Source organism: Pseudomonas sp. DY-1 (assembly GCF_003626975.1).
GTDB lineage: Bacteria > Pseudomonadota > Gammaproteobacteria > Pseudomonadales > Pseudomonadaceae > Metapseudomonas.
Map to the genome: position 1 here is coordinate 4333233 of NZ_CP032616.1, position 25941 is coordinate 4359173.

Annotated in this window: 23 protein-coding genes; 15 read left to right on the forward strand and 8 right to left on the reverse strand. The window is 64.5% G+C overall.

The genetic code is table 11. From position 1 onward, the window contains the following. Positions 1–170: 170 nt before the first annotated feature. The gene (locus D6Z43_RS20450) at positions 171–989 is read left to right on the forward strand and encodes a helix-turn-helix transcriptional regulator (protein ID WP_120653888.1); all 819 of its coding nucleotides are present in this window, start codon (positions 171–173) and stop codon (positions 987–989) included. 131 nt (positions 990–1120) lie between these two features. Here the strand turns inward: D6Z43_RS20450 and D6Z43_RS20455 are convergent, their stop codons facing one another. Genes D6Z43_RS20455 through D6Z43_RS20465 form a run of 3 tightly spaced genes read right to left on the reverse strand, consistent with a single transcriptional unit; the run spans position 1121 to position 2912 of the window. Then, entirely contained in the window at positions 1121–1795 is a 675-nt protein-coding gene (locus D6Z43_RS20455; RefSeq protein ID WP_120653889.1) for a GNAT family N-acetyltransferase, read from the reverse strand. Positions 1796–1807: 12 nt separating this feature from the next. Then, positions 1808–2260, reverse strand: coding sequence for a GNAT family N-acetyltransferase (locus D6Z43_RS20460; protein WP_120653890.1), 453 nt, complete (start codon positions 2258–2260; stop codon positions 1808–1810). A 19-nt stretch (positions 2261–2279) separates the two neighbouring features. Further along, positions 2280–2912: an FMN-binding negative transcriptional regulator gene (locus D6Z43_RS20465; protein WP_120653891.1), complete on the reverse strand. Its 633-nt coding sequence runs from the start codon at positions 2910–2912 to the stop codon at positions 2280–2282. Positions 2913–3011: 99 nt separating this feature from the next. Here D6Z43_RS20465 and D6Z43_RS20470 point away from each other — a divergent pair, with 99 nt between their 5' ends. Continuing rightward, positions 3012–4478, forward strand: coding sequence for a PLP-dependent aminotransferase family protein (locus D6Z43_RS20470; RefSeq protein WP_120653892.1), 1467 nt, complete (start codon positions 3012–3014; stop codon positions 4476–4478). Between the two features lie 287 nt (positions 4479–4765). Here D6Z43_RS20470 and D6Z43_RS20475 read toward each other — a convergent pair whose 3' ends face one another. Continuing rightward, entirely contained in the window at positions 4766–6190 is a 1425-nt protein-coding gene (locus D6Z43_RS20475; protein WP_120653893.1) for an aspartate ammonia-lyase, read from the reverse strand. A 179-nt stretch (positions 6191–6369) separates the two neighbouring features. Between D6Z43_RS20475 and D6Z43_RS20480 the strand changes: the two genes are divergently transcribed. Then, a complete protein-coding gene (locus D6Z43_RS20480) occupies positions 6370–7278 on the forward strand; it encodes a LysR substrate-binding domain-containing protein (protein WP_120653894.1) in 909 nt (302 codons plus the stop codon). A gap of 67 nt (positions 7279–7345) precedes the next feature. On the opposite strand, the gene adhP is transcribed toward D6Z43_RS20480, so the two are convergent. Beyond that, on the reverse strand, positions 7346–8368 hold the full coding sequence (gene adhP, locus D6Z43_RS20485) for an alcohol dehydrogenase AdhP (protein WP_120653895.1): 1023 nt from the start codon (positions 8366–8368) through the stop codon (positions 7346–7348). Positions 8369–8643: 275 nt separating this feature from the next. Here adhP and purE point away from each other — a divergent pair, with 275 nt between their 5' ends. The 4 genes from purE (at position 8644) to D6Z43_RS20505 (ending at position 11194) form a co-directional block, all read left to right on the forward strand. After that, positions 8644–9135 (forward strand): 5-(carboxyamino)imidazole ribonucleotide mutase, encoded by a 492-nt coding sequence (gene purE / locus D6Z43_RS20490; protein ID WP_077524410.1) that lies wholly within the window; start codon positions 8644–8646, stop codon positions 9133–9135. Between the two features lie 3 nt (positions 9136–9138). Further along, positions 9139–10224, forward strand: a complete 1086-nt coding sequence (locus D6Z43_RS20495; protein WP_120653896.1) for a 5-(carboxyamino)imidazole ribonucleotide synthase — start codon at positions 9139–9141, stop codon at positions 10222–10224. Positions 10225–10321: 97 nt separating this feature from the next. After that, positions 10322–10567 (forward strand): GlsB/YeaQ/YmgE family stress response membrane protein, encoded by a 246-nt coding sequence (locus D6Z43_RS20500; protein ID WP_120653897.1) that lies wholly within the window; start codon positions 10322–10324, stop codon positions 10565–10567. 90 nt (positions 10568–10657) lie between these two features. Beyond that, entirely contained in the window at positions 10658–11194 is a 537-nt protein-coding gene (locus tag D6Z43_RS20505; RefSeq protein ID WP_120653898.1) for a DUF3299 domain-containing protein, read from the forward strand. Between the two features lie 72 nt (positions 11195–11266). On the opposite strand, the gene D6Z43_RS20510 is transcribed toward D6Z43_RS20505, so the two are convergent. Further along, positions 11267–12175 (reverse strand): D-hexose-6-phosphate mutarotase, encoded by a 909-nt coding sequence (locus tag D6Z43_RS20510; RefSeq protein WP_120653899.1) that lies wholly within the window; start codon positions 12173–12175, stop codon positions 11267–11269. A gap of 361 nt (positions 12176–12536) precedes the next feature. On the opposite strand from D6Z43_RS20510, the gene D6Z43_RS20515 reads away from it, so the two are divergent. The 4 genes from D6Z43_RS20515 to D6Z43_RS20530 are packed head-to-tail and all read left to right on the forward strand — an operon-like array spanning position 12537 to position 16781. Further along, entirely contained in the window at positions 12537–13691 is a 1155-nt protein-coding gene (locus D6Z43_RS20515) for an efflux RND transporter periplasmic adaptor subunit (protein WP_120653900.1), read from the forward strand. After that, positions 13688–14374 (forward strand): ABC transporter ATP-binding protein, encoded by a 687-nt coding sequence (locus D6Z43_RS20520; protein WP_120653901.1) that lies wholly within the window; start codon positions 13688–13690, stop codon positions 14372–14374. Before D6Z43_RS20515 ends, D6Z43_RS20520 begins: the two co-directional genes overlap by 4 nt. Then, positions 14374–15585, forward strand: a complete 1212-nt coding sequence (locus D6Z43_RS20525; protein WP_120653902.1) for an ABC transporter permease — start codon at positions 14374–14376, stop codon at positions 15583–15585. Before D6Z43_RS20520 ends, D6Z43_RS20525 begins: the two co-directional genes overlap by 1 nt. Beyond that, positions 15585–16781 (forward strand): ABC transporter permease, encoded by a 1197-nt coding sequence (locus tag D6Z43_RS20530; RefSeq protein ID WP_120653903.1) that lies wholly within the window; start codon positions 15585–15587, stop codon positions 16779–16781. The genes D6Z43_RS20525 and D6Z43_RS20530 overlap by 1 nt, the downstream gene beginning before the upstream one ends. Positions 16782–16963: 182 nt before the next feature. Here the strand turns inward: D6Z43_RS20530 and D6Z43_RS20535 are convergent, their stop codons facing one another. Next, a complete protein-coding gene (locus D6Z43_RS20535) occupies positions 16964–17371 on the reverse strand; it encodes an acyl-CoA thioesterase (RefSeq protein WP_120653904.1) in 408 nt (135 codons plus the stop codon). 273 nt (positions 17372–17644) lie between these two features. Here D6Z43_RS20535 and D6Z43_RS20540 point away from each other — a divergent pair, with 273 nt between their 5' ends. Beyond that, a complete protein-coding gene (locus D6Z43_RS20540; RefSeq protein WP_120653905.1) occupies positions 17645–18934 on the forward strand; it encodes an MFS transporter in 1290 nt (429 codons plus the stop codon). A 210-nt stretch (positions 18935–19144) separates the two neighbouring features. On the opposite strand, the gene D6Z43_RS20545 is transcribed toward D6Z43_RS20540, so the two are convergent. After that, entirely contained in the window at positions 19145–20452 is a 1308-nt protein-coding gene (locus D6Z43_RS20545; RefSeq protein ID WP_120653906.1) for a sorbosone dehydrogenase family protein, read from the reverse strand. A gap of 158 nt (positions 20453–20610) precedes the next feature. Here D6Z43_RS20545 and D6Z43_RS20550 point away from each other — a divergent pair, with 158 nt between their 5' ends. From D6Z43_RS20550 to pstA, 3 genes are all read left to right on the forward strand, one after another. Beyond that, positions 20611–21582 (forward strand): phosphate ABC transporter substrate-binding protein PstS family protein, encoded by a 972-nt coding sequence (locus D6Z43_RS20550; protein ID WP_120653907.1) that lies wholly within the window; start codon positions 20611–20613, stop codon positions 21580–21582. Between the two features lie 517 nt (positions 21583–22099). Continuing rightward, positions 22100–24085: an ABC transporter permease subunit gene (locus tag D6Z43_RS20555; protein WP_174235608.1), complete on the forward strand. Its 1986-nt coding sequence runs from the start codon at positions 22100–22102 to the stop codon at positions 24083–24085. 119 nt (positions 24086–24204) lie between these two features. After that, the gene (gene pstA / locus D6Z43_RS20560; RefSeq protein WP_120653909.1) at positions 24205–25875 is read left to right on the forward strand and encodes a phosphate ABC transporter permease PstA; all 1671 of its coding nucleotides are present in this window, start codon (positions 24205–24207) and stop codon (positions 25873–25875) included. Positions 25876–25941: the final 66 nt, after the last annotated feature.

The window sequence follows — 25941 nt, forward strand, 5'->3', positions numbered from 1 at the left end:
CCAGTTGTTGTTGTTGGCAATCAGCGCAGCGGCCAGGACGGGAGAGCCGCTTTGCTGGGAGGGTTGCGCATGTTTGTGCAAGGAAAGGCACGGGGCAATTTCGCAGGTTGCACCTAATTGGCGCGAGTTGACGCTATAATCGCGCCACTCGCATCCACTCGGGCGGTAGCATGGCAGAGTATCTCGGCAACAATTTGAAACTTCTGTGCAGCCACTACCGCTCTATCGCGGAGGTTTGCCGCAAGCTGGGTATCAATCGCGCCCAGTTCAACAAGTACCTGAGTGGCCAGAGCCGGCCGACCGCCTACAACCTCAAGCGCATCTGCGATTTCTTCGGTGTCGAGGATTACGAACTGGGGTTGCCGCCCGAGCAGTTCTCCCGTTTGCTGGGTACCCGTCCGGTCGGCCAGGAGGGGGCAGGACGCTCCGATCCGTTGATGGAACTGTTCGCCCCGTTACGCGAGCAGTCGGGCAACCTGTCGCGTTACTGCGGCTTCTACTTCGAGTACTCCAACTGCATGTCGGTGCCTGGCACTGTCCTGCTTTCTCTGGTGCGCCTGTGGGAAGACGACGGCAACTTCCTCTTCGAGCGCCAGGAACGCCAGGAGCGTTCCAGCAGCACCGAAGTCCAGGCGGAAGACTGGGTGCGATGCTGCTACCGGGGAGCGGCTTTCCAGTTGCAGGACCGGCTGTTCCTGATGGATTACGAGTCGCTCACCTTGAACGAGATGAGCCAGACCATCCTCATCCCCAGCTACAAGAGCCGAATCACTCGCCTCAACGGACTTAAAACCGGCGTCTCCAGCGGTGACCGGCGCAATCCCGCCTGCACCCGCGTGGTATGGGAATACCTGGGCCAGGAGATCAATCGCGTCGCCGCCTACCGCCAGGTGAAGCTCTACCGCCCCGACGACCCGCGCATCGACGACGACGTACGACAGCGCCTGGACGTGGCGCCGTTGAAGAACGGGTTATTCGAGATCGAGTGAGATAGAGGTAGGGGTGCGCCCTGCACATTGGAGCCGCGTTTGTAGGGTGGACCCCGTTCCACCGGTCCACCAGCGGGGTTCGGCTGGACTGCGCGGGTAGATGGTAAAGCGCCATCCACCCTTGGAACGGTTCAACTCCTGAGCCCTTCCAGGGATTGCCGCTGCCGTCCCTCTCCGTCGAAGTTATCCACAGACAGCCAGCGCTCGAAGGCCTCGCGGCACGTCGGCCATTCGCCGTCGATGATGGAGAACCAAGCGGTGTCGCGGTTCTGGCCCTTGACGATCATGTGCTGACGGAACAGCCCTTCGTAGCTGAAGCCCAGGCGCTCTGCGGCACGCATGGAGCGGGCGTTGGCGGCGTTGCACTTCCATTCCAGGCGACGGTAGCCAAGGTCGTCGAAGGCATGCCGGGCCAGCAGCCAGACCGCTTCGGTGGAGCCCGGCGTGCGTTGCATGGCCTTGCCGAAGGCGATGTGGCCAATCTCGATGGCCCCGTCCTTCGGGGCGATGCGCAGGTAGCTGAAGATGCCGAGCGCGCGGCCGCTGGCGAGGTCTATCACCGTGTAGAAGAGCGGGTCGCGGCTCTCGGCATTGCCCGCCAGCCAGGCATCGAAGGGCTCGCGGCTGGCGAAGGGGCCGTAGGGCAGGTAATCCCAGAGCGCCGGATCGGGGCCTTGCAGGGCCTGCCAGAGATCATCGCCGTGGCGCGAGACGTCCAGCGCCTCCAGGCGGACGAAACGGCCGGGCAGCGGCGTTTGGGCGGGAACGGGACGGGGTTGCCAGTGGCTCAGGTCCTGGGTGCTCATGGTGCTCTCCGGTCAGAGGATCTTGCGGTACTGGACGAAGCCGGAACGGTCGGCGATGCGGTCGTAGAGCTGCATGGCGTCGGTGTTGGTCTCGTGGGTCAGCCAGTGCACTCGCGAAACGCCAGTGGTGCGTGCCTGTGCATAGACGTGTTCGATCAACTGGCGGCCGATGCCGCCGCCACGCAGGCCTTCGGCTACGTACAGGTCCTGCAGGTAGCAATAGTCATCGACGGTCCAGCAGCTGCGGTGGTAGATGAAATGCACCAGGCCCACGGCTTTGCCGTCCTGCCAGGCCAAGGCGGCGTGCATGGGTTCGGCCGGGTCGAGGAAGCGCTGCCAGGTGACGGCGGTGGTCTCGGCGGGGATTTCGGTCTTGTAGAAACGCTGGTAGCCCTGCCAGAGCGGCAGCCAGGCGGCATGGTCGGCGGCGCTGAGCGGACGGATATCAAGCGGTGCGGCGGACATTGGATTCCTTCCTGTGGGGTCAGTCGACAAGGGTCATGCGCGCTGCCAGTTCGTGGTCGCGCGGGTTGGACGAGACAGTCAGTCCCTCGCGAACACCGGCCTGGTCGGCGGTCGAGCGGTTCTGGCCGAGCTTCCATTTGCCTTCCAGGCGGCGGATTGGCAGAGCGAAGCCGACAATGGCGCGGAGCATGCTGTCGAGGTACTCGCGCGGTGCATCGTTCACCGCCCAGGGTTGCGGACGGCCGGATTCATGGCGGTCGCTGAGGCGGCTGACCAGTTGCAGCAGGCGCTCGGAGTCGTCGAAGACTTCCGCCTGGCCCCAGGCATGCACGGCGATGTAGTTCCAGGTGGGCACGACCTTGCCGTGCTCGGCCTTGGCCGGGTACCAGTTGGGGGTGACGTAGGCGTCCGGGCCGGAAAATACCACCAGTGTCTCGGCGCCTTCGGCGAGGTCGCGCCAGTGCGGGTTGGCGCGGGCGAAGTGGCCGTAGAGGGTGCCGAACTCGCCTTCATCCGGTTCCAATAGCAGCGGCAGGTGGCTGGCCATCAGGCCTTTGCTGCCCGAGCTGGTGAGCACGGCGAGGCCAGTGGCTTGCATCTGTGCGTGAAGCTGGGCGAGGTCATCCTGGCGAAAGGAAGAGGGGACGTACATGAAGGCTTCTCCTGGCGGAATGTCTTCATGCTAGGCAGGATATTGGTCTGTTGTAAGAGCCATTTACTGCCAGTTCGATAGAGCCAATCGAGGCCGGATATGCCTGCCACACCACCGTTGCCCGTCGACCTCTCCGGCATCCGCCTGGACCCGGCCCAGGGGTTGTCGCGCCAGCTCTACCAGGCCCTGCGCGAGCGGATTCTCGATGGCCGTCTGGGCAGCCGCACGCGTCTGCCGGCGACGCGCGATCTTGCCGCGCTGCTGGGCATTTCGCGTAACACCGTGACCCGTGCCTTCGACCAGCTCTACGCGGAGGGCTATGTGGAAGGGCGCGTGGGCGATGGAACCTACGTAGCGGACTTATCCACAGCGCGGCCGGAACTGCCGCCAGTTCCCAAGGGGCCGGCACCTGGTCCGGCTCTGGAGCTTCTGCACAACCACCATCTGCCGCCGCCGGTAACGGGTGCGCCCCGGGCCTTCCGCATCGGCGTGCCGGCCTTCGACCTGTTTCCCTTCGAGACCTGGGCGCGCTTGCAGGCGCGCTTCTGGCGCAAGCCTTCGCCGGCACGCCTGGGATACGGCGACCCGGCGGGAGACTGGAACCTGCGCGAGCTGATTGCCGCCTACCTGCGCAGCAGTCGCGGGCTGTCCTGCGACCCGGCGCAGGTGGTGATCACCTGTGGCGCCCAGCAGGCCATCAGCCTCTGCGCCCAGTTGCTGGTGCAGCCGGGTGATCGCGTGGCTATCGAGAACCCTGGCTATCGCGCCGCTGGCCATGCCTTCGCCGTGGCGGGCGCCGAGCTGTGCGGTGTGCCTGTGGATAAAGACGGTCTGGACAGTGCCGCACTGGCAGCGGTGGATAACTGCCGGATGGTCTATGTCACGCCCTCGCACCAGTACCCCACGGGCGTGACGCTGTCGCTGGCGCGGCGCCTGGAACTGCTGGAATGGGCCGAACGCCGTGATGGCTGGATAGTCGAGGACGACTACGACGGCGAATACCGCTACAGCGGAACGCCACTGGCGCCCCTGGCAGCACTGGACCGGCAGGGGCGGGTGATCTACGTCGGTACCTTCTGCAAGATCACCTTCCCCGCGCTGCGCCTGGGATACCTGCTGTTACCGCCGGCCCTGGCCGAATCCTTCGCCCGGCGTCGTGCGCTGGACATGCGCCACTCGGAAATCGGCACCCAGGCGGTGATGGCGGAGTTCATCGCTGCGGGCCATTTCCAGCGCCATGTACGGCGCATGAGATTGGCCGCCCGCGCCCGTCGCGATGCCTTGTTGCGTGATTGGCCGGAAACCATTCGCGGGTGCTCGCCGATGCCGCCGGTGGATGCTGGATTGCACCTGTGCGTGCGGGCGGACAGCCTGGCTCGGGAACGAGAGCTGGTGGACAGTGCCCGTGCCGCCGGTGTGGAGCTGAATGGGCTCAGCGAATACTGGCTGGAGAACAGTACCGAGCCTGTGGATAACCGCGCGGGGCTGGTGCTGGGCTTCGCTGCCGTACCCGAAGCGCAGATTGCCGAAGCGATACGCATGCTGCGCAAGGCCTGGCGACTGTAGGAGCGAGCTTGCTCGCGAAGCGTTCCACCAGGCCCATTCGCGAGCAGAGCTCGCTCCTACGGTCTGTAGCCCGGATGCACGCCGGTTCACCATCGTGGCCCGACTCGACGCCGCTGGTGGATTTGAAAAGCGATATCCACCCTACAAGCTGGTTCGGGATAGGGGCCGGTGCGCGCGGCGCACCCTACGGCGCGGCGGCACTTTTCCACAGGCAAAAAAAAGGATGGCTGGCGCCATCCTCGAAGGATGAAGGGGCAGGGCCCCTCCTGGTGAGTTCGTTTGCCTGATCAGGCCTTCAGCGGCACGAGGCGCGGGGCGATCATGTTTTCCGGGCGGAGGATGTCGGCCAGCATGGACTCGTCCAGCAGCTTCTCCTCACGCACCAGTTCCAGCACGCCGCGGCCACTTTCCAGGGCTTCCTTGGCGATGCGGGTGGCGTTCTCGTAACCGATGTACGGGTTCAGTGCGGTGATCAGGCCGATGGAGTTTTCCATCAGGCGGCGGCAGTGCTCGACGTTGGCGGTGATGCCGACGATGCAGTGCTCGCGCAGCATGTCCATGGCACGTTGCAGCAGGCGGATCGAGTCGAAGATCTTGTAGGCGATCAGCGGCTCCATGACGTTCAGCTGCAGCTGGCCGCCTTCGGCTGCCAGGGTCAGGGCCAGGTCGTTGCCGATGACTTCGAAGGCCACCTGGTTGACCGCTTCCGGGATCACCGGGTTGACCTTGCCCGGCATGATCGAGCTGCCCGGCTGGCGCGGCGGCAGGTTGATCTCGTTGATGCCGGTACGCGGGCCACTGGAGAGCAGGCGCAGGTCGTTGCAGATCTTCGACAGCTTGACCGCGGTGCGCTTGAGCATGCCGGAGAACAGCACGAAGGCGCCCATGTCGGAGGTCGCTTCGATCAGGTCGGCGGCCGGTTTCAGCGGCTGGCCGCTGATGGCGGCGAGGCGCTCAACGGCCAGGTGCTGGTAGCCGGGGTCAGCGTTGATGCCGGTGCCGATTGCAGTACCGCCCAGGTTCACTTCGGTCAGCAATTCCGGCGCCAGGCGGCGCAGGCGGTCGAGGTCTTCGCCCAGGGTGGTGGCGAAGGCCTTGAACTCTTGGCCGAGGGTCATGGGTACGGCGTCCTGCAGCTGGGTCCGGCCCATTTTCAGTACGTCGGCGAACTCCACGCCTTTGGCGGCGAATGCCTGGATCAGGCTGTCGAGGCTGGCCAGCAGGGCATCGTGGCCCAGCAGCAGGCCGAGACGGATGGCGGTCGGGTAGGCGTCGTTGGTCGACTGCGCCATGTTCACGTCGTTGTTCGGGTGCAGGTACTTGTACTCACCCTTCTGCTTGCCCATGGCCTCGAGGGCGATGTTGGCGATCACTTCGTTGGCGTTCATGTTGGTGGAGGTACCGGCGCCACCCTGGATCATGTCCACCACGAACTGGTCGTGGAAGTCACCGCGGATCAGGCGAGCGCAGGCTTCGCTGATCGCAGCGTGCTTGTCGGCGCTGAGGTGACCGAGCTGCTTGTTCGCATCGGCGGCGGCCTGCTTGACCATTGCCAGGGCTACGACCAGCTTCGGGTAGTGCGACAGCGGTACGCCGGACAGCCGGAAGTTGTGAACCGCGCGCAGGGTCTGGATGCCGTAATAGGCCTCGGAGGAAACTTCGAGGGTGCCGAGCAGGTCTTTTTCGATGCGGAAGGATGCAGCGGAGGACATGATGTCATTCATCTCTGGGGGAACACGGCTAGCGCCGCGATGCCCAATAATCTAGGCCTCTGGCCGTTTGTCGGCCAATGCTGTTATTCGCTGGGTCATGCACAATCGGCATAATGTACGAGTGACGCGGGTTCTGCCGCGAGCGTGTGCACCAAAATCGAGCATCTCGGAATCTGACGATGAACCTGGAAACCAAATGGCTGGAAGACTTCGTTGCCCTGGCCAACACCCGCAGCTTTTCCCAGGCCGCGGAGCGGCGTTTCGTCACCCAGCCGGCCTTCAGCCGACGCATCCGTAGCCTGGAGGCGGCGCTGGGGCTGACGCTGGTCAACCGCTCGCGCACGCCCATCGAGCTGACCGAGTCGGGCCAGCTGTTCCTGGTCACCGCGCGCAGCATGGTGGAGCAGCTGGGTGACGTGGTCCGCCACCTGCACCACCTGGAAGGCCAGCAGGGCGAGGTGCTGCAGTTCGCCGCCGCGCACTCGCTGGCGCTGGGCTTCTTCCCGCAGTGGATCGCGCGGTTGCGGGCCGACGGACTGAACATCGCCAGCCGGCTGATCGCCACCAACGTCGGTGAAGCTGTGCATTCGCTGCGCGAGGGGGGCTGCGACTTGATCCTGGCTTTCTACGATCCGGATGCCGCCCTGCAGATGGACCCGGAAATCTTCCCGTCCATGAATCTGGGGCGCACCGAGATGCTCCCGGTGTGTGCGGCAGGGCCCGATGGCAAGCCGCTCTTCGAGCTGGACAGCGGCCAGAGTGTGCCGCTGCTGGCCTATAGCGCCGGTGCCTTCCTCGGACGCTCCGTGAACATTCTCCTGCGTCAACGCGCCTTGCGCGCGACCACGGTGTACGAAACGGCCATGGCCGACAGCTTGAAGAGCATGGCGCTACAGGGGTTGGGCGTGGCCTGGGTGCCTCGCTTCAGCGCCCAGGCCGAGCTGGCCCGTGGTGACCTGGTGATCTGTGGTGGCAGCCAGTGGCATGTGCCGCTGGAAATCCGCTTGTACCGCTGCGCCCTGGTGCGCAAGGCAGCGATCCGCTTGCTCTGGCGCAAGCTGGAAGGCGGCGTTGGGGGCGAGGGGTAGGAGCGAGCTTGCTCGCGAGCCCTGCCGGCGCATTCGCCAGCAAGCTGGCTCCTTCAGTCTCGATCGCCTAGACCTCGACGACGATCCGCCCTTCGATCTTGCCAGCGCGCATCTGCTCGAAGATGCCGTTGATGTTGTCCAGCTTGTCCTTGTGGATGGTGGCTTTGACCAGGCCTTCGCCAGCGAAGTCCAGGGCTTCCTGCAGGTCGGCGCGGGTGCCGACGATGGAGCCGGTGATGCTGATGGCCTTCAGCACTACATCGAAGATTGGAGTGGGGAAGTCACCCGGCGGCAGGCCCACCAGGGCCACGGTACCGTGGCGTCGCGCCATGCCGATGGCCTGGCCGAAGGCGCTATTGGAGACGGCGGTGACCAGAACGCCGTGGGCGCCACCAATATCCCGCTGGATCACCTCGGCAGGATTCTCGTCGCGTGCGTTGATGGTCAGGCTGGCGCCGAGCTTGCGCGCGAGTTCCAGCTTGGTGTCATCCACATCCACTGCGGCGACGTGCAGCCCCATGGCGCGGGCGTACTGCACGGCGACATGGCCAAGGCCGCCGATGCCGGAAATCGCTACCCACTGGCCGGGCCGCGCACCAGTCACCTTAAGCCCCTTGTAGACGGTGACGCCGGCGCAAAGAATCGGCGCTATCTCCGCGAATTCGACGTTTTTCGGCAGTATTCCGACGAAGTTTGGGTCAGCCAGCACATATTCGGCGTAGCCGCCATTTACCGAATAGCCGGTGTTCTGCTGGCTCTCGCAGAGGGTTTCCCAACCGGTCAGGCAGTGCTCGCAGCAGCCGCAGGCGGTATAGAGCCAGGGCACGCCAACGCGGTCACCTTCTTTGATGCGGGTGACTCCGGCCCCCACCGCCGCAACAAAACCGACGCCTTCGTGGCCAGGGATGAACGGCAGGCTGGGTTTCACGGGCCAGTCGCCCTCGGCGGCATGCAGGTCGGTGTGGCAGACGCCCGAGGCTTCGATCTTCACCAGAATCTGCCCGGGGCCGGGCAGGGGAACCTTTACTTGCTCGATCCGTAGCGGCTCGCCAAAGGCATGGACAACCGCAGCTTTCATGGTCTGGTTCATGGCATGCACCTCCTTGGAAAAGAGTTGCGATTCTGCGCCGCCATCTCTCGCGAGCATTGCGCTGGAGCAAGGTTTAGCTGCGCCCACGCCGCCTGGCGACGGCTCTGGACGAGCGGTAAGGGCAAGTGCACGCCAGGCGTGGCTTTGCGTTATACTGCGCGGCCTTCGGCCGGCAGCGCACCCCGCAGCACGGCCCACATTGCAGACAAGCCACGCCATTGCGTGGCTTGTTGTTTTTGGTCGCGCCAACCGGCGCACTTTGATGAGGCACGACGATGAGCGCACTGGTAGGCGTGATCATGGGCTCCAAGTCCGATTGGAGCACCCTCAGCCACACCACCGACATGCTGGAAAAGCTGGGCATTCCCTATGAGGTGAAGGTGGTGTCCGCCCACCGCACCCCGGACCTGCTGTTCCAGTACGCCGAGGAAGCCGAAGGCCGTGGCATCGAGGTGATCATCGCCGGTGCCGGCGGTGCTGCCCACCTGCCGGGCATGTGTGCCGCCAAGACCCACCTGCCGGTGCTGGGCGTACCGGTGCAGTCATCCATGCTCTCGGGCGTCGATTCCCTGCTGTCCATCGTGCAGATGCCCGCCGGCATTCCGGTCGCCACCCTGGCCATCGGCAAGGCCGGTGCGATCAACGCGGCGCTGCTGGCAGCAAGCATCCTTGGCGGCAAGTATCCGAAGTACCACGTTGCGCTGAAGGACTTCCGCCGCGAGCAGACCGACATGGTCCTGGACAATCCAGACCCGCGCGAGGCCTGACCCATGAAGATCGGCGTAATCGGTGGCGGCCAGTTGGGTCGCATGATGGCCCTGGCGGGCACTCCGCTGGGCATGAACTTCGCCTTCCTCGACCCGGCCCCGGATGCCTGCGCCCAGGCGCTTGGCGAGCACATCCGCGCCGACTACGGCGACCAGGACCACCTGCGCCAACTGGCCGATGAAGTGGATCTGGTGACCTTCGAGTTCGAGAGCGTACCGGCCGAGACCGTGGCTTTCCTCTCGCAGTTCGTGCCGGTCTACCCAAGCGCGGATGCCCTGCGTATCGCCCGCGACCGCTGGTTCGAGAAGTCGATGTTCAAGGACCTCGGCATCCCCACCCCGGAATTCGCCGATATCCAGTCCCAGGCCGACCTCGACTCCGCAGCTGCCAGCATCGGCCTGCCGGCGGTGCTCAAGACCCGCACCCTGGGTTACGACGGCAAGGGCCAGAAGGTCCTGCGCAAGCCGGAAGACGTGGTTGGTGCGTTCGCTGAACTGGGTAGCGTGCCCTGCATCCTGGAAGGCTTCGTGCCCTTCACCGGCGAAGTGTCCCTGGTGGCAGTGCGTGCTCGCGATGGCGAAACCCGCTTCTACCCGCTGGTGCACAACACCCATGAGAACGGCATCCTGCGCCTCTCAATCGCCAGCACCGACCACCCGCTGCAAGCCCTGGCCGAGGATTATGTCGGCCGCGTGCTGACCAAGCTGGACTACGTCGGCGTGCTGGCCTTCGAGTTCTTCGAGGTGGATGGCGGCCTGAAGGCCAACGAGATCGCCCCGCGCGTTCACAACTCCGGCCACTGGACCATCGAAGGCGCCGAGTGCAGCCAGTTCGAGAATCACCTGCGTGCCGTCGCCGGCCTGCCGCTGGGTTCGACTGCCAAGCTGGGCGAGAGCGCAATGCTCAACTTCATCGGTGAAGTGCCGGCTGTGGATAAGGTGATTTCCATCGCTGACTGCCACCTGCACCACTACGGCAAGGCCTTCAAGGCTGGCCGCAAAGTGGGTCATGCCACCCTGCGCTGCGCTGATCGCGCCACGCTCGACCGCCAGATCGCGGCGGTCGAAGCGCTGATCGACCCGGCCTGATGCACCCACGGCCGCCCCGCAATGGGGCGGTCGATGGCGTGATAGCCGCCGCCCATCTAGGCTCAGGCATGCCTCAACTACCTTCGGAGGGCATGTTATGGGGATCATCGGCACCATCTTCATCGGGCTGATCGTTGGCCTGATCGCACGCTTCATCAAACCCGGCGACGACAGCATGGGCTGGATCATGACGATCCTGATCGGTGTTGGCGGTTCGCTGCTCGCCACCTATGGCGGTCAGGCCGCAGGCATTTACCAGGCCGGACAGGTCGCGGGCTTCATCGGCGCGGTGGTTGGCGCTGTGGTGCTGCTGGTGATCTATGGCCTGGTGCGAAAGAGCTAGTGCTGCATTCGGTGGGGCTGGGAACCGCCTTCCCGCGCAGTTAGTCTTAGCGCCTGATTGTTCCCGCCCCATGCGTTAAAGAGTCCTCTCATGCGCCGTCTTGCCTGCCTCCTGCTGCTGTTCTGCTGCACCTTTGCCCGTGCCGAGCTTCCCGAAACCGACTGGCTGGAACTGATGCCGCCGGAGGACCGCAAGGCACTGGAGGAAATGCCTGACATCAGCCACGACAGCCCCGAGGCCGATGGGACTTTTGGGCAGAGGGGCGGCCTCAAGCAGCAGGACAAGAACCTGCCAGCGGTGATGTATTCCGCCAAGACGGTTGCCGCGCTGAATGGCAAGACAATCCATATCGGCGGTTATCCGGTGCCCCTGGAAAGCGATGCCAAGGGCCGCAGCACCCTATTCTTCCTGGTGCCTTACCCCGGCGCCTGTATTCATGTCCCGCCGCCACCGCCGAACCAGATCGTGCTGGTGCGTTACCCCAAGGGCATCCAGCTGGACGACATCTACGCGCCCATCTGGGTCGACGGCACGTTGAAGGTTGAGAACGTCAGCAATGACCTGGCCGATGCCGCCTATGCCTTGGACGCCGGGCAGGTGCGATTGGTGGAAGAGGGGGACTTGTAGTTCGGCGAGGGTATGTTCGCAGGATGGGTTTCGCGGGCTCCACCCATCCTGCAAATTCGCCAAGGTGGCGGATCAGAGCGGCTTGCTGCTGACGTTGAGCACCATCTGGTGTGTTTCGCCGGGCCTGATGACCAGTAGATCATCCATCACCCGCGCGGTCTCGATGCAGAGCATTCCTTGCCAGGCGTCTTCGGCGAACTGCGACAGGCGCTTGGACTTGTCGATCCATGGGTTCCACACCACTGCCGAGGTGGAGCCTTCCACGTCGAGCTGGATACGACGATTCCAGGCACGGTCGATGATGCTCATGCTACTGGGCGTATCCAGGTAGATGCGGTCGGTTTCGCCGGAGAAGGCGATATTTCCCTGCTGCTTGCGGCGCTGCCATTCTTCCAGGGTCTCGATGTAGGGGCAGCCATCCAGGCCTTCCACTTGCACCTCGCGGATGTCGCTGACGGCAAAGTAGCTGTGCAGCGCCTGGCTGATGGCCAGTGGGGTGTCGCCGCTGTTACGGGTGGAGAGCGTCATCTGCAGGCCTTGGTCCAGCAGGATCGACAGCTTCAACTCGGCGGGGTGGGGCCAACTGGGCAGGGGTTCGCCAGCGGTATCCACGGTGAATTCCAGGTGCACTGCCGGGCCTTCGCTGTCGATGCCGAGCAACGTCCAGTCGCGCTCGCGCACCAGGCCGTGGGCCGGGCTGATGGGGCCACCCTCGTGCATGCGCTGGATGTCGGCCGGGTTGCGTCGCAGGTCGCCGAACCAGGGCCAGCACACCGGTACGCCGCCGCGCACTGCCTTGCCCTTCTGATAGCCCGCCTGGCCGCTCAGCCAGATCACCGGTTCCTCGCCATGTGGCTGGTAGCTGAGGATCTGTGCGCCTTGCTGGGTCATAAGCATTTCCGCGTGACGGGTATGTACTCGCCAGCAGACCAGTTCATCCACCTCCAGCTGTTCCACGGTGGGCAGGGTTTCGTCGTACATCGCAATCTCCACTTGCTGTGCTGTCGGGCCGCCGAGGCGCCATTTGCTATTTCCAATCAGCTTGGCAGAGGCGGCAAGGGCTTTCTCGGGATTCGACCAGAAGCAGCGCGTCCAGGTTGCGAATGACCTTATTTTGACGCGTTCTCATTCTCTATCTGCAAGTGTCTATCCATTTGTCGGCATTTTGACATTGATGGTCAGAGGCCCCGGACTGCAAGGGCTTGGGCATTCTGCTGCTAAGGCCTTCATTTATGAGCGGTCCTGTCCCCAGGGCCGGGGAATGTCGGCACGCTGGTGCTGAAAAGGGCTGTCGGCGGCGCACCTAGACTCTGCTTACCCGCTCGCAAGTGGAGCCGATACCATGCGCAAGCTACTGATAATTATTCCCATTTTTGCCTCTCTGGCGATGCTGCTGGGGTTTTGGGCGCGGCCCGAACCTGTGCCGGTGCAGCTGGTGGAGGTGGCCAAGGGCGACGTGGAAACCCTGGTGGCCAATACCCGGGCGGGGACAGTGAAGGCGTGTCGGCGTGCGCACCTGTCATTCAAGACCGGCGGCCAGGTCAGCGAATTGCTGATCCACGCCGGGCAACGTGTGCAGGCCGGCGATGTGCTGATGCGGCTGCGCCAGGATGACCTTTTGGCAAGGGTGGAAGAGGCCCGTGCGCGGCTCGATGCCCAGCGCAACCTGCGCGAGCAGAGCTGCCGACAGGCCAGCCAGGACCAGCGCGACCAGAACCGGCTCGAACGTCTGGCCGAGCGCAAGCTGGCCTCTGAAGACCTGCTGGACCAGAGCGTCACCCGCGCCCGGCTGTCCCAGCTCCTGTGCAGTGGTGGCGAGGCGAAAATCCGCGAAGCCTCCGCCAGCCTCGACCTGCAAATGGCGCAGCTCGACCAGGCCACCCTGCGCGCGCCCTTCTCCGGCATCGTGGCGGAGATCAACGGCGAACTGGGTGAGGTGGTGACGCCCTCGCCGCCGGGTATCCCGACACCGCCGGCGGTTGACCTGATAGATGACCAGTGCCTTTACGTCGAAGCGCCCATAGACGAAGTGGACGCAGCCTTGGTGCGCCCAGGCATGCCAGTGCGCATCACCCTCGATGCCTTCCGCGGGCAGAGCTTCGAAGGACGTGTGAGCCGAATCGCGCCCTTCGTCCGTGAGCTGGAAAAGCAGGCGCGAACGGTGGATGTGGAAGTCACATTCGAGCGAGTGCCGGCAGACCTGCTTCTGCTCAGCGGCTACAGCGCCGATGTGGAAATCCTCCTGGCACAGCGCGAGCAAACCCTGCGAGTGCCAACGGAAAGCCTGCTGGAGGGCGGCAAGGTGCTGCGTTACGACCCGAACAATGGGCACCTGCGCGAGCAGAAGGTGGAAATTGGCCTGGCCAACTGGCGCTGGAGCGAAGTGAAGGGCGGCCTGGCTCCGGGTGACCGCATCCTGCCCAGCCTGCAGCAGGAGGGTCTTGCCGACGGTAGCGTGGTCAGCCCAAGTGGCGAAGTCGGGGGGGCGGCGCGATGATCCTCATGCACCAGGTCAGTCGCTGCTTCCAGCTCGGCGAGCAGCGCGTACGCGGCCTTGATCAGCTGAGCCTGGAAGTGGCCGACGGCGAGTACCTGGCGATCACCGGTGCCTCCGGCTCGGGCAAATCGACCCTGTTGAATATCCTCGGCTTGCTGGATGCCCCCGACAGCGGTGAGTTCTGGCTGGATGAAGAGGCCACCGCCTGCCTGCGTGAGGATCGCCGCGCGGCGTTGCGCAGCCGGCTGATTGGCTTCGTCTTCCAGTCTTTCCACCTCATCCCGCGCCTGACCGCGCTGGAGAACATCGAGTTGCCCATGCTGCTGGCCGGTATCGAGCCTTGCGAGCGTCGTCGCCGCAGCCTGCAATTGGCCGAGCGTCTGGGGCTCGCCGAACGCTTGCGCCATCATCCCGCCGAATTGTCCGGCGGCCAGCGCCAGCGGGTGGCCATCGCTCGCGCCATGGTGATGCGGCCGCGCCTGTTGCTGGCGGACGAACCCACCGGGAATCTCGACAGCCAATCCGGCGCCGAGGTGGTGGCCCTGCTTGAAGAGCTGAATGCCGACGGCCTGACGCTGATCCTGGTGACCCACGACGCGCAGCACGCTGCACGCGCCCATCGCCAGATCCAGATGCGTGACGGCTGCATCCTCAGTGACCGGCACCAGGGAGCGTTTGCCTGATGGAGCCGCTGGACGCCTGCCGATTCTGGCTGGGCGCCATGCGCGGGCACGGCTCGCGCAGTGTCATGTTGCTGCTGGCGATGGCCGTGGGCGTTTTCTTCGTGACCCTGCTGGGTGGGTTGGGGGAGGGCGCGCGGACCTACGTGCTGGGTGAATTCTCGCTGCTCGGGCGGGACATCCTCATCGTTCTTCCGGGGCGCAATGAAACCACGGGCGGCATGCCGCCCATCACCGGCATGGCACCCCGGCCGCTGACCCAGGCGGACGCGGTTTCCCTCCAGCGGCTTCCGTCGGTGCGCCAGGTGGCGCCGCTGCATGCCGGGCAAGTGGAAGTCAGCCGCGACAACCGCAATCGCGAGGCGCTCACCCTTGGAACTACCCGCGCATTCTTCGCCATTCGCCAATTGCGCCTTGCACAGGGCGTGGCACTGCCGGACCTGGAGCCGGGGCAGGCTGATGAGGTCTGTGTGATTGGCAGTCGCCTGCGCACCGAGCTGTTCGGCACTGCCCCGGCACTGGGGCAGTGGCTGCGGGCGGGCGACCGACGTTTCCGGGTGATCGGCGTGCTGGACGAGCGCGGCGAATCCCTTGGGATGGACTTTTCCGAAGCGCTGATCGTGCCGGTGACCAGCGCAGAGGCGCTGTTCGACCGTGAAGGGTTGTTCCGTGTCTTCGTCGAGGCTCGTGGCCCCAGCTACCTCGACAGCGCCAGGCGCCAGGTGCTGGCGACCCTGAAGGAACGTCACCAGGGTGAGGAAGACGTCACCCTGCTCAGCCAGGACTCCATGCTTGCCGCCTTCGATAGCATCCTCGGCGGCCTGACATTGGCGCTGGCCGGCATCGCCGCCATCAGCTTGCTCGTCGCCGGCATCCTGATCATGAACGTCACCTGGATCGCCGTCCTGCAACGAACCGCCGAGATTGGCCTGCTCAAGGCTGTGGGCGCCAGCTCCGATCAGGTGCGTCTGTTGTTCCTCGGCGAAGCTGCCCTGCTGGCGTTGCTGGGCGCCACGATGGGTCTGGCACTTGGCGAGCTATTGCTCTGGATCGGACGCCTGGCTAGTGGCTTGCCACTGTATGCGCCCTGGTGGGCGCGGCTGGGCGCGCCGTCGCTGGCGCTGGCGGCTGCCGTGCTGTTCGCCTGGCTGCCGGCCAGCCACGCCGCTGCGCAGGTGCCGGTGCAGGCCTTGCGCCCGCAAGGCAGCCACTGATGCGCTGGCGCGACAGCCTCGACCTGTGCAGCTCGTCCCTGTTCAGCCAACCGCTGCGCAGCCTGCTGACCCTGCTCGGCGTGGCCATCGGCATCGCCGCCGTGGCGCTGCTCACGGCCATGGGAGAGGGTTTGCGCAATCGCGTGCTGGACAGTTTCGCGCAGTTCGGCACGCGGGTTGTCACGGTCCGCCCCGGCACATTGCCCACTGGCGGTATCGGCGGGATTCTCGCCAGCGCCCGTCCCCTGACCATCGCCGATGCGGATGCCCTGGGACGGCTGCCCCATGCCGAAGCCGTGGTGCCGATCATCCAGGGTAACGGCGACATCCAGGCGGGCGGCCGGCAGCGACGTGTGGATATCCTCGGTACGGGTTCGCAGTTGGCGGACGCCTGGCGGGTACAGATGGCCGCAGGGAGTTTCCTGCCACCCTCGCGGGATGGCCGTACGCCGCCGTATCTCGTGCTGGGGGCGAAGTTGTCGACGGAGTTGTTCGGGAGCGCCAGCCCGGTGGGCCAGCGGGTGCGGGTGGGCGGTATGAGTTTCCGGGTCATCGGTGTCATGGCGAGCAAGGGCAACCTGCTGGGCTTCGATCTCGATGACATCGCCTACATCCCGGTGGACTGGGCGGAGTTCCTGTTCAATCGCGAGGGGCTGGTGAAGGTTCACGTGTTGTTCGAGGACAGCGCTCCCGCTGAAGCCTTTGCCGAGGATGTGCGCCGATTGCTGGTGGAGCGACACGGCCGCGAGGATTTCCGCATGACTTCACAGGGCGATCTGCTGGGTAGCCTGAATCGCATCCTCGCCACCCTGACCCTGGGCATCGCGGCCCTTGGCGGCGTATCCCTTCTGGTGGGTGCGGTGGGCATCCTCACCATCATGACCACCACGGTCGAGGAACGAACGGCTGAAATCGGCCTGCTGCGGGCCATTGGCGCGGCGCCGCGCCAGGTGCTGGCGCTGTTCCTCACCGAGGCGACGCTGCTTTCGCTGCTGGGTGGACTGTTGGGGCTGGTGATGGTCTTCCTGCTGGTGGGCATGCTGCACTGGACGGTGCCGGGTCTGCCGCTGAGTCTGGACCTGTCGCTGGTGCTGCTGGCGCTGTTGTTGTCGGCGCTCGTCGGCATTGGTGCTGGAATCGCGCCGGCCCGACGCGCGGCGCGGCTGCATCCGGTGGATGCCTTGCGGCTGGAATGAAGGCTGGTTTGCAGGGTGGGCCACGCATCATCGGTCCACCATTGGTGTCGGGTCGACTCCGCTGGCTTGCTTTGGGGGCGATTTCAATCGCGAATGAATTCGCTCCCACAGGGTCGTCATGAGCAAACCATGGGGCCGCCCATGAAAAAGGGCCGCTGTTGCGGCCCTTCCTGTGTTTGCAGTCAGCCCCGGCGCGGCGGGACTGGACGGGTGCGGCCGCTACCATCGATGGCGACGAAGACGAACACCGCTTCGGTGACCTTGCGCCATTCGCTGGAAAGCGGGTCGTCGCTCCAGACTTCCACCAGCATCTGGATCGAGCTGCGGCCGATCTCCAGCGTCTGGGTATAGAAGGAGAGCTGGGCGCCCACGGCTACCGGGACCAGGAAGGCCATGCGGTCGATGGCCACGGTGGCCACGCGGCCTGCGGCCACCTTGCTGGCCATGGCAGTACCCGCCAGGTCCATCTGGGAAACCAGCCAGCCGCCGTAGATGTCGCCGAAACCGTTGGTTTCACGCGGGAGCGCGGTGATCTGCAGGGCGAGGTCGCCTTGCGGGGTAAGGTTCTCTTCTTCTTCGATATCGATCATGCCGGAATAGCCTGTTTCGTGTGTGTGGCGCCAATGCCTGGAAGGGACGTTACCCCCTACCTTCCCTGTGCGCCGCCGACCCACTGCATGCCGACCTGCGCTGAACTGCGCGCAGTATATAGCCACGGAATGGCGCCAGACGACCGCTGTCGCGGGTTAGAGGCGGTTTTGTGGCTGAGACTGTGTACATTTGACGCTTTTTGATATGTTGCCAGGCGATTTTCCGCCCAAGTAGCGGAGAGCGCCCGCACCCCCAGACGAGAATTCCACCCCATGTCTTCCGTGCTTGCCCCCGAGGCGCCCGCCTCGCGCCCGCTGACCCGCAGCGATTACAAGACCCTGTCGCTCTCCGCCCTCGGCGGCGCCCTCGAGTTCTACGATTTCATCATTTTCGTGTTCTTCGCTGCGGTGGTGGGCAAGCTGTTCTTCCCCGCTGAAATGCCGGAATGGCTGCGCCAGATGCAGACTTTCGGCATTTTCGCCGCCGGCTACCTGGCGCGCCCACTGGGCGGCATCGTCATGGCGCACTTCGGCGACCTTCTGGGCCGCAAGCGCATGTTCACCCTGAGCATCTTCCTGATGGCGATCCCGACCCTGGTGATGGGTCTGTTGCCCACCTATGAGCAGATCGGCATCTGGGCGCCCCTGGCGCTGCTGCTGATGCGCGTGGTGCAGGGGGCGGCCATCGGTGGCGAGGTGCCGGGCGCCTGGGTGTTCGTCGCTGAGCACGTGCCCGTGCGCCATGTGGGTTACGCCTGCGGCACCCTGACTTCGGGCCTGACCGCTGGCATCCTGCTGGGTTCGCTGATGGCTACCCTGATCAACAGCATCTACACCCCGGCCGAGGTACTGGACTGGGCGTGGCGCCTGCCTTTCCTGGTGGGTGGGGTATTCGGCCTGTTCGCCATGTACCTGCGCCGCTGGCTGCATGAAACCCCGGTCTTCGCAAAGATGCAGCAACGCAAGGCGCTGGCGGCGGAAGTACCGCTGAAGACCGTGCTGCGCGAGCACCGTGGGGCCGTGGTGCTGTCCATGCTGCTGACCTGGGTGCTGTCCGCTGCCATCGTGGTCGTGATCCTGATGACTCCGACCCTGCTGCAGACCGTTTACGGCTTCGAGGCAGCCACTGCGTTGAAGGCCAACAGCCTGGCCATCGTGTTGCTGTCCATCGGCTGTGTGCTGTCGGGTGCGATCGCCGACCGCATCGGCGCCGGGCGTACTTTCCTGGTGGGTGGCCTGATGCTGGCCATCAGCTCCTGGACCTTCTACACCAGCCTCACGGCTCATCCGGACTGGCTGTTCCCGCTCTACGCCATTACCGGGCTGTTCGTAGGCACCATCGGCGTCGTGCCCTACGTAATGGTCAAGGCTTTCCCGGCGGTGGTGCGCTTCTCCGGGCTGTCGTTCTCCTACAATCTGGCCTACGCCATCTTTGGCGGCCTGACGCCCATGGTGGTGTCGCTGCTGCTGAAGTGGGACAAGCTCGGCCCGGCCTATTACGTGGGAGCCCTGTGTGGCGTGGCGATGCTGATCGGGGTGTTCCTGATCGCGAAGAAGCGCTGAGAGCCTGTTCACGATTAGCGGCGCGTCGGTCCTGTTGCGTTAAAAGCAGGCTCGGACTGCTCATTTACAGCTGTAAACTGCGCGTCCTCGCCTGCTTTTGCCTTGCATGGCGCCAGCTCCCAAGCTCGTGAAAAGGCTCTGAGTGCCAGATCAGCTCCATGGAGTGGGTAGAGCCCGCGAACCCCATCGAAATACAATGCCGGGAGTGGCTCATTTCTTCTTCGCCGCACTCACCCGCCAGACCTTGTTGCCCACGTCGTCTGTCACCAGCAGGGCGCCCTTGCTGTCGAGCTTGACGTCCACCGGGCGACCCTGGGCATTGCCTTTGTCGTCGAGGAAGCCGGTCAGTACGTCCACTGGCAGGCCATTGGGCTTGCCACCCTTGAACGGCACGAAGATCACCTTGTAGCCACTGTGGGGCTTGCGGTTCCAGGAGCCGTGCTGGCCGACGAACAGGCCGTTCTGGAAGCCCGGCAGCTTGCTGCCCTTGGCGAAGGTGATGCCGAGTGAGGCGGTGTGCGGGCCCAGGGCGTAGTCGGGAACCAGGGCCTTGGCCACCAGATCCGGGCGTTGCGGCTGGATGCGCTCGTCCACATGCTGGCCATAGTAGCTGTAGGGCCAGCCGTAGAAGCCGCCGTCCTTGACCGAGGTGATGTAGTCCGGCACCAGGTCGCTGCCCAGCTCATCGCGCTCGTTCACGGCCGTCCACAACTTGCCGGTTTGTGGTTCCCAGGCCATGCCGTTGGGGTTGCGCAGGCCAGTGGCGAAGAGGCGTTTGTTGCCGCTGGCACGGTCCAGTTCCCAGATGGCGGCGCGGCCTTCTTCGGCCTCCATGCCGTTCTCGCCAACGTTGCTGTTGGAGCCCACCGTTATGTAGAGCTTGCGGCCGTCACGGCTGGCGATGACGTTCTTGGTCCAGTGGTGGTTCAGGCCGGCGGGAAGGTCAGTGACCTTGGTACCCGTCTCGCTGATCTCGGTGGCGCCCTTTTCATAGGGGAAGCGCATCAGGGAATCGGCGTTGGCGACATAGAGGTCCTTGCCCACCAGCACCATGCCGAAGGGCGAGTTGAGGCCGCTGAGGAAGGTGCTGCGCAGGTCGGCCACACCGTCGCCGTTGATGTCGCGCAGCAGGGATATGCGGTTGGCGCTGGGTACCTGGGAGCCCGCTTTCTTCATGAACCAGCTTGCTGCCCGGCTCTTGAGGCTTGGCGCCTTGTCCGTGCCGGGTGCCGCGCTCTCGGCCACCAGTACGTCACCATTGGGCAATACGTAGAGCCAGCGCGGATGCTGCAAGCCTTCAGCGAAGGCATTGACCTGGGTGCCCTTGGTGGCCACGGGCAGGGTCCCGGCGGGCCAGCCCACGGCGGTCGCAACATTGACGGTGGGGATGAACGTCCTGTTCGGCGCAGGCAGCTGCGGGTTGGGACCGGTGCCGTCCTCGACCGTCAATGCGGCCATTTCACTGCAGGCGGTGCAGAGGGCCAGAACGGCGATAGGCAGCAGGGGATGGGGCTTCATGTGGGGGTCTCCGGACGATTCACGGGGCGTGATTTTCCGTTGGACAGCGGATGGTGGCCTTTCATCCAATTGTCACAATCAATTCATAGAGTGGTCATACGGCCTCTCGATACTGGCCCCCGTTGCATTCACCCCCTCGTCCTGCTTAGGAGCAAGGCATGAAACTGAAGCGTTTGATGGCGGCCCTGACCTTCGTCGCCGCCGGCGTCGCTACCGCCAGCGCGGTCGCCGCTGTCGATCCGGCTATCCCGGCCTACCAGAAAACCACTGGTGTCTCCGGCAACCTCTCCAGCGTTGGTTCCGACACCCTGGCCAACCTGATGACCCTGTGGGCCGAGGCGTACAAGCGCGAGTACCCGAACGTGAACATCCAGATCCAGGCCGCCGGTTCCTCCACCGCGCCGCCGGCTCTGACCGAAGGCACCGCCAACCTGGGCCCGATGAGCCGCAAGATGAAAGACGTCGAGCTGCAGGCTTTCGAGCAGAAGTACGGCTACAAGCCGACGGCTGTTCCGGTTGCCGTCGACGCCCTGGCGATCTTCGTGCACAAGGACAACCCGATCAAAGGCCTGACCATGCAGCAGGTCGATGCGATCTTCTCCGCCAACCGCCTGTGCGGTGGCACCACCAACATCAAGACCTGGGGTGACCTGGGCGTGACCGGCGACCTGGCTTCCAAGCCGATCCAGCTGTTCGGCCGTAACTCGGTATCCGGCACCTACGGCTACTTCAAGGAAGAAGCCCTGTGCAAAGGCGACTTCAAACCGAACGTGAACGAACAACCGGGTTCCGCTTCGGTGGTTCAGTCCATCAGCCAATCCGTCAACGGCATCGGTTACTCGGGTATCGGCTACAAGACTTCCAGCGTGAAGACTGTTGCCCTGGCCAAGAAAGAAGGTGGCGAGTTCGTTGAAGACAACGAGCAGAACGCCCTGAACGGCAGCTACCCGCTGTCCCGCTTCCTGTACGTCTACGTGAACAAGGCGCCGAACAAGCCGCTGGCTCCGCTGGAAGCCGAGTTCGTGAAGATGGTTCTGTCCAAGCAAGGTCAGGAAGTCGTGGTCAAGGACGGTTACATCCCTGTCCCGGCCAAGGTTGCCGAGAAAGCACTGAAAGATCTGGGTCTGTAATCCAGACCGGATAAGGGAGCGGCCGCCTCATGCGTGCCGCTCCGCAAGGACGCAAGGGCGACGGGAGACCCCCGTCGCAGAAGCCCGCCCGAGGATTCCTCCGGGTGGGCTTCGCCACGTCAACTCGCTGTAATCTTTCTGTCACACGAAGCCCGTAGTCTGTGCCCCCATCGTAAAAGCCTGCGCGCGCTGACTGTGGCAAGAGCCCGAATCCATGACTGACCTGGCCAACTCCCTGAATACTCCGAAGAACCCGCCCGCCCGCATCGACTTCAATACGCCTGCGCTGGTGCGCAAGCGCAAGATGCGTGCGCTGAAGGATCGCCTGACCCACTGGTACGTGCTGGTCGGTGGCCTTGCCGTACTGGGCGCCATTACCCTGATCTTCTTCTACCTGGCCTATGTGGTGCTGCCGCTGTTCAAGGGCGCGGAACTGACCGCGCGCAAGGAACAGAGCCCCGCCTGGTTGCAGCAGGATGCTGGCAAGCCCCTGTTGCTGGCCCTGGAAGAGCAGAACATGGTCGGCATGCGCGTTGCCGACAAGGGCGAGGTGCAGTTCTTCTCGGTCAAGGACGGCAGCGCGCTCAAGCGCCAGCAATTGCCGCTGCCGACGGGAGCCAGCGTGGTATCCATCGGCCAGGACCAGCCCGGTAGCCCGCTGGTGGTGCTGGGTCTGTCCAACGGCCAGGCCCTGATCTTCAAGCACAGCTACAAGATCACCTACCCGGACAACCAGAAGACCATCGAGCCCCTTGTCAGCTTCCCCTACGGCGAAGCACCCATGGTGCTGGATGCCCAGGGCCGCGCGATCGAACACGTCGCCCTCAGCATCAATGACGAGACGCTGATCCTGGCCGGCTCCACCGGCAACCAGTTGCACGTGCAGCAGGTAGTCAGCGAAGAGAACATGCTGACCGGTGAGACCACCCAGGAGCAGAGCAGTGTCGAGCTGCCGCAGATGGTCGAACCGATCAAGGCGATCTACATCGATCCGCGCCACCAGTGGCTCTATGTGCTCAACGGGCGTGCCCAGGCCGACGTCTTCAGCCTGCGCGAGCATGCCCTGAACGGCCGCTACAAGCTGCTGGAAGACGGCGAGCGCGAGGTCACCGCCAGCAACATGCTGTTGGGCGGCATCTCTTTGATGGTGGGTGATTCCAAGGGCGGCATCGCCCAGTGGTTCATGGCCCGCGATCCGGACGGTTCCTCGCGCCTGAAGCACATCCGTGACTTCCAGCTGGGGACCAGCCCGGTGGTGCAGATCACCGCTGAAGAGCGCCGCAAGGGCTTCGTCGCGCTGGATGCCACCGGCCACCTCGGTGTGTTCCACAGCACCGCCCACCGCACCCTGCTGGTGGAACCGGTTGCCGATAGCACCGGCATGCTGGCCCTGTCGCCACGCGCCAACCGCATCGTGGTCGAAGAAGGTGGCAAGCTGCTGCCGTTCCGCCTCAGCAACCCGCACCCGGAAGTCTCCTGGAGCGCGCTGTGGGGCAAGGTCTGGTACGAGAGCTATGACGAGCCGAAGTACGTCTGGCAGTCGACCGCGGCCAACACCGATTTCGAACCCAAGCTGAGCCTCGCACCGCTGACCTGGGGCACCCTCAAGGCGGCCTTCTACGCCATGCTGCTGGCCGCTCCGCTGGCCATCGCCGCTGCGATCTACACCGCCTACTTCATGGCCCCGGCAATGCGCCGCAAGGTCAAGCCGGTGATCGAGCTGATGGAAGCGCTGCCCACCGTGATCCTGGGCTTCTTCGCCGGCCTGTTCCTGGCACCCTACGTGGAAGGCCACCTGCCCGGCATCTTCAGCCTGCTGCTGCTGACACCCTTTGGCATCCTGCTGGCCGGCTTCATCTGGAGCCGCCTGCCGGAGTCCATCCGCCTGCGAGTGCCGGACGGCTGGGAAGCGGCCATCCTGATCCCGGTGGTCGGCCTCACCGCCTGGTTTGCCCTGGGCATGAGCCCGCTGCTGGAAAACTGGTTCTTCGGTGGCGACATGCGCCTGTGGATCAGCAATGACCTGGGCATTACCTACGACCAGCGCAACGCCCTGATCGTCGGCCTGGCCATGGGCTTCGCGGTGATCCCGAACATCTTCTCCATCGCCGAAGACGCCGTGTTCAGCGTACCCAGGAGCCTGACCTACGGCTCCCTGGCCCTGGGCGCTACGCCGTGGCAGACCATGACCCGCGTTGTACTGCTGACCGCCAGCCCCGGCATCTTCTCCGCCCTGATGATCGGCCTTGGCCGCGCCGTGGGCGAGACCATGATCGTGCTGATGGCCACCGGTAATACCCCGGTAATGGAAGTGAACATCTTCGAAGGCATGCGCACCCTGGCCGCCAACGTGGCTGTGGAAATGCCGGAGTCGGAAGTGGGCGGCAGCCACTACCGGGTGCTGTTCCTCTCGGCGCTGGTGCTGCTGACGTTCACCTTCGTCATGAACACCCTGGCTGAGCTGATCCGCCAGCGACTGCGCAAGAAGTACGCGTCTCTTTAAAAGCGCGCCTCGTAGAGGCGCATCTGCTGACCCTCTCCCTTCAGGGAGAGGGGGTAAATGACACGAAGCCTCCGGCCCCTGGCGGGAGGAACTGAAAGACTCACGCGGTGGAGAAATCCGTGAAAAAGGTTTCCCTGAAAGACTGGTTCAAAAGTGGCGCACCGGGCGTCTGGATAAGTGGTGGCGCGGTTTCCATCGCGGTCATCATGACCATCGGCCTGCTTTCGGTGATCGCCGTGCGTGGCCTCGCCCACTTCTGGCCGGCCGATCTGGTGGAGGCGCAGTACTCCGTGCCCGGCCAGGCAGCCAAGCCGGTGATCGGCGAAGCGGTACAGATCGAGGAAGTATCCCGTGTGCGCCTGCAAGGCGCCGGCCTGCCCGTGCCGGAAACCGGCCCGGAGTTCATGACCCGCGAGCTGCTCAAGGTGGGCAACCGTGACGTCTATGGCAGCGACTTCACCTGGGTCGTAGGTGACTGGCTGCTGGACCAGAAGTATCCGGCCGAGCTGGTGGCGCTGGAGCGCCGCGAGTGGGGCAATTTCTACGGCCGCCTCGTATCGGTGAAGGAAAACGGACAGGTAGTGGCCGAAGGCGAGGCCGCCATGGCCGAGCTGTTGAAGCGCCTGGAGCGCGTGAATGCCCTCTACGACAAGCTCTACCAGCTGGAGAAGAAGGACATCGGCGCCATCAACCATGGCCTGGAGCGCCTGCGCCTGCAGACCCGCAAGCTGGAACTGAATGACGCCCTGACCCCTGAGGCCCAGGCCGACATCGCCAGCGAGCGCGCCGAGCTGGAGACGCGTTACAAGGGCCTGGAAGAGCAGCTGATGGGCCTGCACCAGGAATTCAACCGCGACAGCGTCGTGGTCCGTGAGTCCGGCGGCCAGGAACAGGAAATCAGCCTCGGCAAGGTGGTTCACGCCTACCAGCCCAACGCCATGGGCGTGGGTGCCAAGCTCGGCTTCTACTTCGCCAAGCTGTGGGAATTCCTTGCCGACGACCCGCGTGAAGCCAACACCGAAGGCGGTATCTTCCCGGCCATCTTCGGCACCGTGATGATGACCCTGATCATGGCCGTGATCGTTACGCCCTTTGGTGTGATCGCCGCCATCTACCTGCGCGAGTACGCCAAGCAGGGCCCGCTGACCCGCGTGATCCGCATTGCGGTGAACAACCTGGCGGGCGTTCCGGCCATCGTCTACGGCGTGTTCGGCCTGGGCTTCTTCGTCTATGTGCTGGGTGGCTCCCTCGACCGCCTGTTCTTCCCTGAATCCGCTCCGGCGCCGACCTTCGGTACGCCGGGGCTGCTCTGGGCGTCCCTGACGCTGGCGATCCTTGCCGTGCCGGTGGTGATCGTCGCCACCGAAGAAGGCCTGGCGCGTATCCCGCGTGCCGTGCGTGAGGGGTCCCTGGCCCTTGGGGCGACCAAGGCCGAAACCCTGTGGAAGGTGGTCCTGCCCATGGCCAGCCCTGCCATGATGACCGGCCTGATCCTCGCCGTGGCCCGTGCCGCCGGTGAAGTGGCGCCGCTGATGCTGGTGGGCGTGGTGAAACTGGCGCCCAGCCTGCCGGTGGACGGTAACTACCCGTACCTGCACCTGGACCAGAAGATCATGCACCTGGGCTTCCACATCTATGACGTCGGCTTCCAGAGCCCGAACGTCGAGGCCGCGCGGCCGCTGGTGTATGCCACCGCGCTGCTGCTGGTGCTGGTGATCGCCCTGCTGAACTTCTCGGCCGTCGCCATCCGTAACCACCTGCGCGAGAAATACAAGGCGCTGGACAGCTGATCGTCCGCCGCGAACCGCATTGCCTGAGGCTTACAGCTTGTAGCTCGAAGCTACGAACGGAGTGAA